This window comes from Streptomyces sp. RPA4-2 (genome assembly GCF_012273515.2).
GTDB classification, from domain to species: Bacteria; Actinomycetota; Actinomycetes; order Streptomycetales; family Streptomycetaceae; genus Streptomyces; species Streptomyces kaempferi.
Window position 1 is genome coordinate 8,492,218 of record NZ_CP050975.2, and the last position, 12,904, is coordinate 8,505,121.

Here is a 12,904-nt window from a genome sequence, read left to right on the forward strand (position 1 = left end):
GCTTCACATGGCACAGGTGTCAGTTGCCGGTCTCGGCAACATGGGTAAGGGCATGGTCCGCCGCCTGCTCGCGAAGGGACACGGGGTGACCGTCTGGAACCGGTCGCCCGCGGCCGTCGGTGAACTCGTAGCGTTGGGCGCTGAGCGCGCGGGCTCCGTAGCCGACCTGTTCGCCGCCGGGCCGGTGCTGTCGATGTTGGCCGATGACACCGCAGTCACCGCTGTCTTCGAGGAGTCAGTGCTCACGGAGGCGGGGCCGAACGCCGTCCACGTCAGCATGTCGACGATCTCGGTTGCCGCCGGGCGCGCCATGGCCGAGCGGCACAAGGCCGCCGGAGTCGGCTATCTGGCCGTCCCGGTGCTGGGGCGCCCGGCCGTCGCGGAGGCGGGGCAGCTCAACCTGCTCGCCGCCGGTGACAGCGCGTTGGTCGACCTCCTGGAGCCGGTGTTCTCGGCGGTCGGCCGGCGCACCTGGAGGGTGGGGGAGCAGCCGTGGCAGGCCAACGTCGTGAAGATCACCATGAACCTGCTGATCATTCACGCGTTGGAGGCGATGGCGGAGGGCTTCACTCTGGCGGAACGCCACGGAGTCGACGCACACGACCTGCACGAGCTGATCACAGGAACCTTGCTGCCAGGCCCGGTGTACCAGGGCTACGGCAAGGAGATGTCGGACCGCGCTTACCTGCCGGCCGGTTTCCGCACCGCCCTGGGCAACAAGGATCTCGGCCTGGCCGAAGCCGCCGCCGATTCGGTCGGACTGGAACTGCCCGCCATGCCAGCCCTGCGGCAGATGTTCCAGACCGCGATCAACCTGGGCATGGCTGACCACGACTGGGCGTCCATCGCGGAAGTGCTGCGAAAAGGCTGACTGACGGACCACCTCACCAATCCAATCCGAGGAGGATGTTTTCATGGCGCTCGTGCCCTTGGTGACCAGGGAACTGATCGACCCGACCGATTTGCCGCTGATCGAGGCGGGGGAGGCGTCGTTCGGCAAGCTGCTGAACACGTGGCTGGCCATCGCCAACTGTCCGGGTATGTTCACCACGTACCTGCCGTTCGTCCGCGCAGTCAGCGGTCCTGGTGAGCTGGACCAGCGCATCAAGGAACTCACCGCGGTCTACGTGTCGTTGCTGAACCACTGCCGCTACACCACGAGCCATCGTTGTTACTCCGCGCTGGCGAAGGGGGTGAGCGAGGCGGACCTGGAGCGGCTGGCCGCCGGTGACTTCGCCTCCTTCACCAGCAGGGAGCAGCTTGCCCTTCGGTTCACCCACGCACTCACGGTCGACCTGCCGCTGACCAGCCGCGACGACAGCGCGACCGGCGTCGGCCCCGAGTTGCTTTCGCAGGTGCGGGACAGCTTCGAGCCGCGGGAACTCGTCGAGTTCGTCATGTCGGTCGGTTTGTGGAACGCTCTCACCCGCTTCCACCGGGTGATGGACTTCGATCTCGACCTCGGTGAGCCGCCGTCCGCGGTGGACGCCGCCGTCTGACGGCGGATGAGATGGTCACCGGGAGGGTGGCGAGCACGGACATCGGGGTCACGTTCCGACAGTTGTCGTCCATTCCGTGCACACTCACCTTCGGCCCGGCTCGGTGCGGCCACTCGGGATTCCCGCGGGAGCGCGGCCTCTTCACCGGGCTGCGCCGAAGTCTCCGCCCCGGACTCTGCTTCGGCGGCGCGTCAAGGCCCGCCTCGAGCATCCCGCCGAATCACCGGCTTGTTCCGGTCCAGCGGAGTCGGACGCGGTGTCTGTTTCTTCGGGGCTCAGGCCAGTTCCCTGTGAGGGGCAGGCAAAGGCCTGTCGCTCCAGCGGCCGGACCCTGGAGCGGCAGACTGGCCCACGGCCACTGCGCGCACGCGGACTCACAACTCTGACCACGGACGTGCGGCGATACGCTGGTCGAATCGCGGCAGGTTTGACCTCCACGATCCGCTACGCCGACCACATCGGCACGCGCAGCGGCCGCACTCTGCCCGAGGCCATCCAGCACACCGCGCTGGCAGCCCAGAGCGCGGCGAAGAGCAATCGTGCTTTCCGAGGGTCCCGAGCCGAACCCGGGCGATCAGCCCAGGCGAGGTGCCCCCTTACCTGTCCCACGCCCGGTGGCTCCCTTGTCTGTTGCCGCTGAGTCGAAGCCGGCCATCGGTCCGGCGGCCCACCGGATCGTCGTCGGGATCACGGGATCCTGGGGTCCGGGCGTGGAACCGGCGGACGCGGCCTGCGACGCGCCGATCCGGTCAGTCGCGCTCCGACAGCGGCGCCCGCCGGGCGGGCTCCCGCTCCAGCGACCTGACGTCGGCCGAGACGCCGTGCATCAACTCGGCGATGGCGGTGGGGATGGGAGGGACGGGCTCGCGCCGCACCCCGGTCGTGGGGGACCACACAAGGTTGACTGTCAGGTCCGGGTCGGCATCGGGGTAGTCGGACCGGTTGTGGCAGCCGCGCGTCTCACGCCGCTCCAGCGCGCACTCGAGTGTCGCGCGAGCGGCGAGAACGGCGGACCTGAGGTTATAGGCGTACGCGAGGTCCTGGAAGCCGCCGATGTCGATGTGCACACCCATGTCCCCCATGCGGGCCTCGATCTCGTCGAGTTCGACGAGCCCGGCGGCCAGACCCGTCTCGTCCCGCACGACACCGGCGCGCTCCGTCATCAGGTGGCGCACCGACCGCAGCAGGGCCCGGACGTTCTGGTCGCCGTCGGCGGCCAGGAGCCGGTCCACGTCCGCCTCCGCGGCACGAACCGTCGCCGGCGACCGTCGCAGGGCGCTGAGTCCGGCCGAGTACTCCGCGGCGGCCCGGCCGGCGATTCGGCCGTAGACGAGCAGTTCGATCAGCGAGTTCTCCTCCAACCGGCTCGCGCCGTGCAGACCACTGGCCGCCTCCCCGATCACGAAGAGTCCGTTGACATCGGTGCCGTGGTCCTCAGGCCGGACCCAGACACCGCCCATGGCGTATTGGGCGGTCGGCGCCACCTCGATCGGGTCGCGGGTGATGTCGAGCATCTGCAGGTCCCACAGGGTCTGGTGCACCCGCGGCAGCCGCGACAGTACCGTCTCACGCGGCAGGTGGGACAGGTCGAGCCACACACCGCCTGGCCGTGTGCCGCGGCCCTCCTTGATCTCCGTGTAGGACGCCGACGCCACCGTGTCCCGGCTGCAGAGTTCCATCCGCTCGGCGTCGTAGCGCGTCATGAACCGCTCACCGAGGTTGTTGAGCAGGACGCCACCCTCGTCGCGTGCCGCCTCGCTGACGAGCATGCCGGCCGCGCTCTCCGGCCTGATCAGCCCGAAGGGGTGGAACTGCACCAGCTCGGGGTCGCGCAACCGGGCGCCCGCCTCGACGGCGAGGCGGAAGGCGTCGCCGGTGTTCTCGTCGCGACGCGAGGAGGCACGTTTCCAGATGCGCGTGTGCCCTCCGGCCGCGAGGATCACGGAGTCGGCGTGCACGAGGTAGCGCGAGCCGTCGACGAGGTCGAATCCATAGGCACCGAACACCGTCCCGTCGTCGACCAGCAACCGGGTGACGTACACGCTCGGCAGGACGGGAATGGCGAGTTGCCTCACGCGTTCGCGGAGCGCTCGCCGCACCTCCGGGCCGGTGCGTTCGTCAGCGAAAACGCTGCGACGGTACGTCTGGTCGTCGAACCCGCGCTCGGCCGGCCCCCCGTGACCCTGCCGGTCGAGGCGCGTGCCGTAGCGCCCCGCGTCGTGGAAACCCTGCGCGGCACAGCGGGCCACGATCTGTGCGGTGCGTGGGTCGGCCAGCAGTCGGCCCTCCCACAACGTGTCGGCCGCATGCCGTTCCCACATGTCACCCATGTCGGCGGCGGCCGGCGCCCGCTCGGAACCTCCGGATGCCATCACAGTGTGGACATCCACAGTGTGGACATCGTCGGCGGCGCCTTTGGCCATCGCGATGACCGCGACACCGGCCTCCGCGACTTCGATGGCGGCCTGGAGGCCTGACCCACCGGCTCCGACCACGAGAACGGACGTGGCGAGCTGATGTCCGAGCGAAGACATGGGACCTCCAGCGACAGCGGACGGGCAAGATCATAGGTAGTGGTCGACCGGATCGCGGGCTCGTTTGTGACAGCCTCGGGGGTTTTTCCTGCGTGGAGTCCGTCACAACAATTCGACACAAGGTGTGGGGAGCGGTCCAGGTATCGTTACAAGGATCGTTCCGACAATGTTGTGGGTGCCTTTCATCCCTTGATTCGACGAAGGAGCTGCGTCGCGTGATCGCCAGCCCGCTCCCCGACCTGGTCGGCCGGCATCGCGAGTGTGCGGCGCTCGACGACCTGCTGGTCGGCCCTCGTGAAGGTGAGTCCCGAGTACTGGTGGTCCGTGGCGAAGCCGGCATCGGGAAGTCCGTGCTTCTGAAATACCTCGCCATGCAGGCGTCACGGGTGAAAGTGACCTGGGCGCACGGCATCGAGGCCGACATGGAGCTGCCTTACGCGAGCCTGCACCAACTGTGCGCACCGTTCCTGCCCGAGCTCGACGAGCTGCCGGAACCCCAGCGCGACGCCCTCCGCGTGGCGTTCGGGATGGCGGCCGGAGATCCGCCCGATCGCTTCCTGGTCGGCCTCGCCGTGCTCACTTTGCTCACCCGGGCCTCGGAGTCCCGACCGGTGCTGATTCTGGTCGACGATGCGCAGTGGCTGGACCAGGTGTCCCTGCAGACCCTGGAGTTCGTGGCGCGGCGACTGCTTGCCGAGGCGGTCGCCATGGCGTTCGCGGTGCGCGACCCTGAGGGACAGACCGCACTCAACGGTCTGCCGGCGCTGCGGATCGACGGTCTCGACACCGCCGCGGCCGGAGAGCTCCTCGAGGCCGCCGTCGGCGGGCGGCTGGAGAAGCGTGTCCGGGACCGGTTCGTGGCCGAGATGCACGGCAACCCACTCGCGCTGCTCGAATTCTCCCGTGGTCGCAGTGCCGCCGAGTTGGCGTACGGTCTGGACCCGTCGAGTCACCCGAGCACCCAGGGGCCGGTTGCGAGCCGTATCGAACGGGATTTCGCCAGCCGGCTCGGTTCGCTGCCGGCGGCGACCCGGACACTGCTCCTGATCGCCGCGGCGGAACCGGTCGGTGACGCGCGCCTGCTGGTCCGCGCAGCCGCCTCTCTCCAGATCACCCTTCAAGCGGGCCCGGCCAAGGCGGCCGGCCTGATCGAGTTCGGTGAGTCGGTTCGGTTCCGACATCCGCTGGCCCGTTCGGCGGTCTACCACGGAGCCGAGCCCGAAGAACGCCGAGCGGTACACCGGGCGCTGGCCGAGGCCACGGACCCGGTCCTGGACCCCGACCGGCGCGCCTGGCACGCCGCCGAGGCCGCCGACGGGCCGGACGAGGAGGTCGCCGCGGGGCTGGAGCAGGCCGCCGACCGCGCACGGCAGCGCGGTGGCATCGCGGCCGAGGCGGCACTGCTGGAACGCGCGGCCGAGGTGACACCGGACCCGCGGCCGCGGGGGCGCCGAGCCCTCGCGGCCGCCGAGGCGCACTTCTCGGCCGCCGCGCCCGACCGGGCCACGGAGCTGGCGACGGTGGCCGAACTGTGCCCCCTGAGCCCCCTGGACCGTGCCCGCCTGGCGCGGCTGCGGGCCAGGATCCTCTTCGCCCGCAGCCGCAGCGACGAGGCGGCACCTCTGCTCCTCGATGCCGCGGCGCAGTTCACCGCCGCCGGGTCGCCCCTGGCGCGGGAGACGTACCTGGAGGCGATCAGCGCGACCATCTTCGCGGACCGGGTCCACGGTCCCACAGGTGCCCGCGCTGCCGCGATCGCGGCCCGCGGGTCCGGGGCCCCGCCTTCGGGCTCCAAGGCCGCCGACCTCCTCCTGGATGGTGTGGCCGCACTCCTCGCGGACGGGTACGAGGCCGGTGTCCCGGCACTGCGCCGCGCGCTGGAGCCGCTCGCGGACGAGGAGCTCGACACCCGGGAGGCGACCATGCGCTGGCTCCTGCTGGCCCCGGTCGCGCTGGAGGCGTTCATCCACTACGCCTGGGACCTGCACGCGTGGGACACGCTGGCGAGTCGCGCGGTGCGCCTGGCCCGTGACATCGGAGCGCTCGGCGCGCTGCCACCGGCTCTCATCTACCTCGGCGGCGTGCACATCCACCACGGCGACTTCGCCGAGGCGGCCAGGATGATCGACGAAGCCGACGCGCTCGCCGCCGCGACCGGCCACGCCCCGCACAAGTACGCGACGCTGGTCCTGGCCGCGTGGCGAGGCGAGGCGGACGTCGCCGCCGGCATCATCGAAGAAGCCAGGCAGAGCGCCGAACAACAGGGTGAGGTGTCCCTGTTGGGCGCCATGGGCTACATCCAAGGCGTCCTGTTCAACGGCCTGGCACGCTACGAGGAGGCCCTGGAGGCCGCTCGCACGGGCGTCGAGCACGATGGATTCAACTTCACCGGCCTGTCGCTGGTCGAACACGTCGAGGCCGCCACCCGGTGCGGTCAACTCGACCAGGCCCGCGCCTCGCTGGCCCGGCTGGTCGAACTCACCCGTGCCGCCGACTCCGGATGGGCTCGTGGCGCCAGCGCCCGCAGCCAGGCTCTCCTTGCCGACGGTGACGAGGCCGATCGTCTGTACCGGACCGCGATCGAGGAGTTCGGCCGCGGCGGTGTGACCGTGGAGGTGGCACGCACCCACCTGCTGTACGGCGAGTGGCTGCGCCGCAGCCAGCGCCGGTCGCTGGCCCGGGAGCACCTGCGCACGGCGCACTCGATGTTCGACGGAATGCGGGCACACGCGTTCGCCGAGCGGGCTCGCCGCGAGCTGCTCGCCACCGGCGAGCACGTCAGGGCGCGGGAGACCAAGCCGACGAGCGCTCTCACCCCCCAGGAGTCGCAGGTCGCGACGCTGGCCGCCGACGGCATGACGAACGCGAGGATCGGCGCGGAGCTGTTCATCAGCCCCCACACCGTGGAGTGGCACCTACGGAAGGTGTACACAAAGCTCGGGATCAACTCACGTCGCGCGCTGCCGGGTACCCTCGCGAGCACCCTGGCCACGGACACCAGGGACGAGGGCCCGGTGTCGGCGGGCTGAGGGCCGGGGCCGGGACCCCCGGGACCCCCGGGACCCTGGGACCCCCGGGACCCCGGGAACCCCGGGGGTCCCCACGGACTCGACCACGGGCTACAAGGGCGCGGTGCGGGAGGCTGCGGACCGAGGGTGGACCCATCGCCCCAGAGGGGTGCCTGTCCACGAAGAGGAGTCCCCGATGTCCGCACCCAGCCCGGAGACGACGACGCCGGCCCAACCCCCGGTCGCCCGGTCGGACGAGGACGGCCTGTCCCACGCCCTCGAGATTTTCCTGGCCCAGCGGACACGGCTGTTCCGCATCGCCTACCGCATTCTCGGAGATGCCTCGAGAGCGGAAGACGTGGTACAGGAGGCGTGGTTGCGCTGGCAGCTCACCCACCGCGCCACGATCGAGAATCCGGCCGCGTTCCTGACCACGGCCACGACCCGTCTGGCGATCAACGTCATCCAGTCGGGGTGGCACCGCCACGAGACCCCGGCCGAATGGCAGTCGGCCGACATCGGCGACCCGTCCGCCCCGGATCCCGTGCAGCGTGCCGAGCAGGCCGCGGCGCTCGAGGCGGCCCTGGCCCTGCTCATGGCGAGACTGACGCCGGATCGAGTGACCGCCTACGTGCTGCGGAAGGGTTTCGGCTACGCCTATGCCGAACTCGCGGAGTTGCTGCGGATCAACGCCCCGCACGCGCGCGTGGTGGTCCACCGCGCGCAGGCCCGTCTCGAATGCGACCGCGAGCGGCCAGTCGCCGCTGACGCGCACCGTCGCCTCGTCACCGCGTTCCGGACCGCGGCCGGCACGGGGGACATGGAGGACCTCGTGCGGCTTCTCGTCTCCGAGGGCCGTGTTCACCGCTTGGTACCGTCGGCCCACCGATCCCCTGATCCGGCTCACCTGCCCGCCCGGCACGCCGCGTGAGAGCAGGCGGCACGACGGACGGGGCACTCGGCTCGGCGAGCGTGCGGTGCGCACGGCAAGGCGCCGGCGGGGGGAGAGAGAAGCGGCTCGTGCCCACGGAGGCGTGCCGCGCGGCACGCCGAAACGGTGCCTGCCGAAGATGTGGCACCGCCTGGCCGCCCAGGGCGAACCGGCCTTGAACAGGTCCGGTGGCTACGAGCTGAACGCGCCGGCCCGTCGCCCGGACGCCGACGACCACCGGAGCCTCGGGCGTCGCGGTCGTCCACCCACCGTGTCGAGGTCACCCAGCCGGTGGCCACGTCGGAGAAATCCTGAGGAGACGTGAAGGTCAGGATCGTCGAACAGGAGTCGCAGCGAGGCGAACGCTCGGGATCGGCTGTGGCTCTGTCGAACGCGGTACTCGTGAGACAAGGGCACCAAGGTTGTCACAACGATGAAGCCGGTCTTGTCTACATGATGCAGACAAGCGGCGGCCGCTCGCTCGCTGCAGTTTCCTGCCGACGTGTCGTTCCGGCAGGAGGCCGTCGGACGCCGCGGACAGCAGGGAGGCCATCGCCCATGAGTGACGATGCCACGTTGATCACGCAGTGGAACAGGCTGAGCCGTGTCCATCGTCGGATCGAGGCCCAGATGGAGCGACGCCTTCATCAGCATCTGGGCCTGGGAGTGAGCGAGTTCTACGCCCTTCAGACCCTGCGGGAGGGCGTGCGGGCCGGTACAGGCCTGCTTTACCTCAACGACCTGGCAGACGGGATAGGGCTGAGCCAGTCCGCTACCAGCCGTCTTGTGACCCGCCTGCGCGACCGCGGCCTGATCACCACGCACACCTCGCCGCACGACCGTAGGAGCGTCGAGATCGAACTCACCGCCCTCGCACACGACGTGCTGCAGTTGGGTTCACCGCTTCTCCAGCAGGCGGTCGAGGAGGTCGTACGGCAACTCGGTGCCGACAACAGCGACGAAGATCTGCTCCGGTACCTCAGGGGGAGCAGGGACGACCCGACTGCTCAACCGGACGACCGACAAGTACCCGCACATTGAGGGGCTGCGGCCCGGTTGTGCGTCGCCCCCGCAGAGGGGTCTCCTGAGCCGGTTCGTCTGAAGCGCTTGGCTCACCGCGTGGGGGTGCTGGTCGTCACGCACCGGGGAGGTGGGACTCGGCGGGACACACACCGTTGTGCGACACGGCGGTGCGCAGGCCCCGAAGGCGGCGGCCGGAGCCGCGTCCCGGTCACCGTGGCGTCCGGGCGCGTTCGCACCGCGAAGTTCGACGCGTGCCGAACGTTCGGTAGCATGGCCGGCATGCCGGACCACTCGTCACCTGCCGACAGCGACATCACCCTGCCGCGCCTGCTGGGAGCGTTGGGTGATCCGACACGGCTGGGGATCGTCCGGATCCTGTCCGACGGCGCCGAACGAGGGTGGGGGCGGTTCAGCGCTCCCGTCGCCAAGTCCACGCTCAGTCATCATCTGAAGATGCTGCGCGAGGCGGGTGTCACGCAGACCCGGCAGGAGGGCACGCGCTGCTATGTGAGGCTGCGACGTGACGCCCTTGAGGCCCGTTTCCCCGGCCTCTTGCCGGCGCTGCTGTCCGCCGCTGCCGCCGACGGCACCGGAGGGCATGTCACCGAGCGCGACGAGACGACGTAACCCGTTCCTGCTCGGCCCCATGCGCGATGATCTGTGAGCCCCGGGCGGCGACCTGCCGCCGCGGGGCCCCTTGACGCGTGCCGCTGCCACAGGGGCGGGCCCCTTCCCTGCCGCACGCCGCGCACCGTGAGCACAACATACGGTTGAAAGCACACGTTGGTTTGCGTGGATCGCCGTTGCCGTATCTGCCAAGGATGTCATCTCCGGTACTTCCGTGTTTGACGCGACCACAGTGTCTGGCCATAGTGTTCTATGTACAACGAACATCGAACAAGGAGTCCTTGATGTCCGCGAACTCCCCCGACCAGGCCTTCTCAGGCCACGTCGCGATCGTCACCGGTGCCGGGACCGGTATCGGCCGGGCCACGGCCGTCGCCTTCGCCGAGGCAGGCGCACACGTACTCGGCGTGGGCCGCCGTGAGCAACCGCTGAAGGAGACCGCTGCGGCCCATGCCGACATCGAGGTCCTGGCGATCGACGTGTGTGCCGACGGGGCACCCGCCAAGGTCGTCAGTGCCGCCGTGGAGCGGTGGGGACGGCTCGACCATCTGATCAACAACGCCGGTGCGACGGCGGTCATGCCACTGGCGGAGACCGACAAGCAGACGATCGTCGATCTGCTCGCGCTCAACGTCGTCGCGCCCAGCCTCCTGGCGCATGAGGCCCTGCCGCACCTGCGGAGGACCTCCGGCACCATCATCAACCTCTCCAGCACCTACGGGCACCGTCCCATGGCGGGTGGCGCGCACTATTCGGCCACCAAGGCCGCCGTCGAACAGATGACGCGAAGCTGGGCCCTGGAACTCGCAGGTGACGGTGTTCGCGTCAACTCCGTGGCTCCCGGCCCCACCCGCACCGACGTCATGCTGCACGCGGGTTACACTCCCGAGGCCGCCGACGACATGTACGCCTATGAGCGCGAGCGCATCCCCACCCGCCGCATCGCGGACGCGGAAGAGATGGCTCACTGGATCCTTCGGATGGCCGACCCGGCAGGGCGCCATGCGACCGGTCAGGTGATCACCGTCGACGGCGGGCTGGAACTCATCTGACCTCGCTGCTCTCGGCCGCCGTCACAGCGGGCTGAGGGTCCCTGCCGCGAAGGCGGCCGATCCGCACGAGGACGGCCCGGTCCGAGAGCATCCGCGAGCACCTGGTGGACGAGACCGGCGGGGGCACGCACGTCGTGCTTCCGGCCGACTGGGGCCGGTCCGGCTTCCGGGAAACGTCCTGATCCCGGTCGTCTTCCGCCCGGGCAAACAGTGTCTTGGGTGACACCGCATGGCAGTCAGTGACCCGCCCGACGCGAGCCCTCTCACAAAGAAGCGACCCGCTCGGGTACCACGGTGTTCTGAGATAGGGCCCATGAAGGAGGAGCGCTGCCGGTGCCTCTGGGACGGCTTCTCCGCGGCCGTCGACGGTGACGTACACGGTGGGCGGCCCTGTGTTGCGCACCTGAGCGGTCGGCGTGCCGCGCCGCGTCACGTCGCGCGCCGGGCACACGTAACGCAGGTCCCGAAACCGTAGGTGCCGCAGGACAGCTTCTGTCCGGCGGGGAGAGCGGCGCGGCAGGTGCGCCCGGCGCCGACGCGGTCGTCGTCCGGGTCGACGGCGTGGTGCGGCAGCGAAGTGCCCAGGGCACCCGGAGCGCTCCTCCATCGGTCTCGTGTGCCATGGCTGCACACCGTTCGGACCCCGTCGGCCGGGTCCGGGGGAAAGATCTTCGCCCACCATGTGCCTGGCGCGTCCACCGGCAGCGGATGCCGGCGCAGCGGTTGGCCGCGAACGCACGAGGGCCCGTTCCCCGGTTCGGCCCGAAGACCCGGGCCCTCGGCGACACGCCTACGGACCTGGCGGGCGGCAGCTCAGGCCGGGAAGGCGAACAGGTGGTACTCGGCCATCTTCGTGAAGCCGAAGCGCCGGTACAGTGGCTCCCCCGCGGGGCTCGCCACGAGCGCGGCGCAGCGCATTCCCCTCTCCTGTCCGACCCGGAGCGCGGCGGTCGTCAGAGCCGCACCGATACCTCGCCGACGATGTGCTTCGGCCACGTGCACGAGGAAGATGCCGGCCACTGCGTGGGCGGTGATCACCACCGTCGACCCGACCACCTGGCCGTCCAGTACCGCGGCCAGCCGGACGATGTCCGCGTTGTCCGCGCGTTGCGACTCGATGCGCACCATCTCGGCCTCCAGGCCGGAGGCGATACCCATCGACGTCCGGTACGTCCGGACCAGGTCCTCCAGCCGTTCCCCGTCCCGGACCGTCTCCACCCGCAGGCCGGCGCGCGCATCGTCCGAACCGGCCGGAGCGAGCGTGTCGTCCGGGTGGCCGAGCGGCCTCACCATCACCGGAAGGACGGCGAGTTCCCATCCTCCGTGGCGTTCCAGGGCGGCGGCGGTGCCCTCGGGGCTGTCGGGACCGACCCACCACCACCACGGAAGACCCGCCAGGTCTGTGCGGGCGGCAGCCACAGCCTGCCCGACCGAGGGCGCGGACCGCACTCGCAGCACGCCGTTGAACTGTGGGGCGGCAAGCCCGCTGCGGAACTGATCGAGGACGGATCCGGGACGGCCCGCCGCATCCCAACCCATGAGGTACTGACGGAAATTGGCGAACACCGACGCCGCCAAGCCAGGGTCCTGAGCAGCGCTGGGTGCTTGCGTCTGGTCGTCGTGTGGCGTGCCGATCGCCCTTGCTGCACTCACCATGAACATGGCCTTCTTCATTGCGCTGGTCTGCTGCCTGACGGGGGCTCGGGGGAGTGGAGTGGCGGGCGCGTCGCTGTTCCTGCGTGCGGCCCCTCGTCCGAACTCCTGCCGATCACCGGGAGTCCAAGCCAGTTCGGCGTGTCGCTCACCTGCCGCTCCGGCCCCCTCCCATTGCCATTGTGGACCACCGTGTGCGTGGAACGCGCTGTTCACCTTCCAGGAGCTCGTCGGCCTCTGTCGCCTGCTCGCGCGCCGGCGGCACGCCGTGCACGACCTTCGGCGCAGGACTCCACACAGCGATCGAGCAGGTCACCGGCGAGGCCCCCATCAGCACCCTGAGTGCCGCCGCCGCGGTCACCGTTCCCACGGCGGGATTCGTCTTCTTCACCTGGCTCCCGCATGCACGTCGCTACAAAAGCCGTCCCTGCGACAGCGGGGCGTCCTGCCGATGACCGCCGCCGCGATCCTGGCCTGTACGTTCGCGGGTACGTGGGCGGGTCTGTGCGCCGGTGGGGTGGCGGCGAGCGTGGCGGTGTCCCTGACCATACGTCACCGCATTCAGACGACCGTCGGT

The 12,904-nt window shown here is 70.2% G+C and carries 9 protein-coding genes; 7 read left to right on the forward strand and 2 right to left on the reverse strand.

The window, feature by feature from the left end; translation table 11 throughout:
• The first annotated feature begins 7 nt into the window (after nucleotides 1-7).
• Nucleotides 8-871: an NAD(P)-dependent oxidoreductase gene (locus tag HEP85_RS37120; protein ID WP_248002247.1), complete on the forward strand. Its 864-nt coding sequence runs from the start codon at nucleotides 8-10 to the stop codon at nucleotides 869-871.
• 43 nt (nucleotides 872-914) lie between these two features.
• Complete coding sequence (locus tag HEP85_RS37125) at nucleotides 915-1,499, forward strand: carboxymuconolactone decarboxylase family protein (protein ID WP_168531825.1); 585 nt, start codon at nucleotides 915-917, stop codon at nucleotides 1,497-1,499.
• Nucleotides 1,500-2,248: 749 nt separating this feature from the next.
• Here HEP85_RS37125 and HEP85_RS37130 read toward each other — a convergent pair.
• Nucleotides 2,249-4,033 carry an FAD-binding protein gene (locus HEP85_RS37130; protein ID WP_168531826.1) on the reverse strand — a complete coding sequence of 595 codons (1,785 nt, stop codon included), beginning with the start codon at nucleotides 4,031-4,033 and terminating at the stop codon, nucleotides 2,249-2,251.
• A gap of 215 nt (nucleotides 4,034-4,248) precedes the next feature.
• Between HEP85_RS37130 and HEP85_RS37135 the strand changes: the two genes are divergently transcribed.
• From HEP85_RS37135 to HEP85_RS37155, 5 genes are all read left to right on the forward strand, one after another.
• A complete protein-coding gene (locus tag HEP85_RS37135; RefSeq protein WP_369658018.1) occupies nucleotides 4,249-7,062 on the forward strand; it encodes an AAA family ATPase in 2,814 nt (937 codons plus the stop codon).
• Between the two features lie 175 nt (nucleotides 7,063-7,237).
• Nucleotides 7,238-7,972, forward strand: coding sequence for a sigma factor (locus HEP85_RS37140; protein WP_369658019.1), 735 nt, complete (start codon nucleotides 7,238-7,240; stop codon nucleotides 7,970-7,972).
• Between the two features lie 558 nt (nucleotides 7,973-8,530).
• Entirely contained in the window at nucleotides 8,531-9,013 is a 483-nt protein-coding gene (locus HEP85_RS37145; RefSeq protein WP_168531827.1) for a MarR family winged helix-turn-helix transcriptional regulator, read from the forward strand.
• 261 nt (nucleotides 9,014-9,274) lie between these two features.
• A complete protein-coding gene (locus HEP85_RS37150; RefSeq protein WP_168531828.1) occupies nucleotides 9,275-9,622 on the forward strand; it encodes a helix-turn-helix transcriptional regulator in 348 nt (115 codons plus the stop codon).
• A gap of 284 nt (nucleotides 9,623-9,906) precedes the next feature.
• Nucleotides 9,907-10,674, forward strand: coding sequence for an SDR family NAD(P)-dependent oxidoreductase (locus HEP85_RS37155; protein WP_168531829.1), 768 nt, complete (start codon nucleotides 9,907-9,909; stop codon nucleotides 10,672-10,674).
• Between the two features lie 813 nt (nucleotides 10,675-11,487).
• Here HEP85_RS37155 and HEP85_RS37160 read toward each other — a convergent pair.
• The gene (locus HEP85_RS37160) at nucleotides 11,488-12,132 is read right to left on the reverse strand and encodes a GNAT family N-acetyltransferase (RefSeq protein ID WP_248002249.1); all 645 of its coding nucleotides are present in this window, start codon (nucleotides 12,130-12,132) and stop codon (nucleotides 11,488-11,490) included.
• Nucleotides 12,133-12,904 lie beyond the last annotated feature (772 nt).

What these genes read in the sequence shown, in the direction of transcription:
- HEP85_RS37130 (WP_168531826.1), bottom strand. Translation starts at nt 4,033, where the DNA reads ATGTCTTCGCTCGGACATCAGCTCGCCACGTCCGTTCTCGTGGTCGGA.
- HEP85_RS37140 (WP_369658019.1), top strand. Translation starts at nt 7,238, where the DNA reads ATGTCCGCACCCAGCCCGGAGACGACGACGCCGGCCCAACCCCCGGTC.
- HEP85_RS37125 (WP_168531825.1), top strand. Translation starts at nt 915, where the DNA reads ATGGCGCTCGTGCCCTTGGTGACCAGGGAACTGATCGACCCGACCGAT.
- HEP85_RS37145 (WP_168531827.1), top strand. Translation starts at nt 8,531, where the DNA reads ATGAGTGACGATGCCACGTTGATCACGCAGTGGAACAGGCTGAGCCGT.
- HEP85_RS37120 (WP_248002247.1), top strand. Translation starts at nt 8, where the DNA reads ATGGCACAGGTGTCAGTTGCCGGTCTCGGCAACATGGGTAAGGGCATG.
- HEP85_RS37150 (WP_168531828.1), top strand. Translation starts at nt 9,275, where the DNA reads ATGCCGGACCACTCGTCACCTGCCGACAGCGACATCACCCTGCCGCGC.
- HEP85_RS37155 (WP_168531829.1), top strand. Translation starts at nt 9,907, where the DNA reads ATGTCCGCGAACTCCCCCGACCAGGCCTTCTCAGGCCACGTCGCGATC.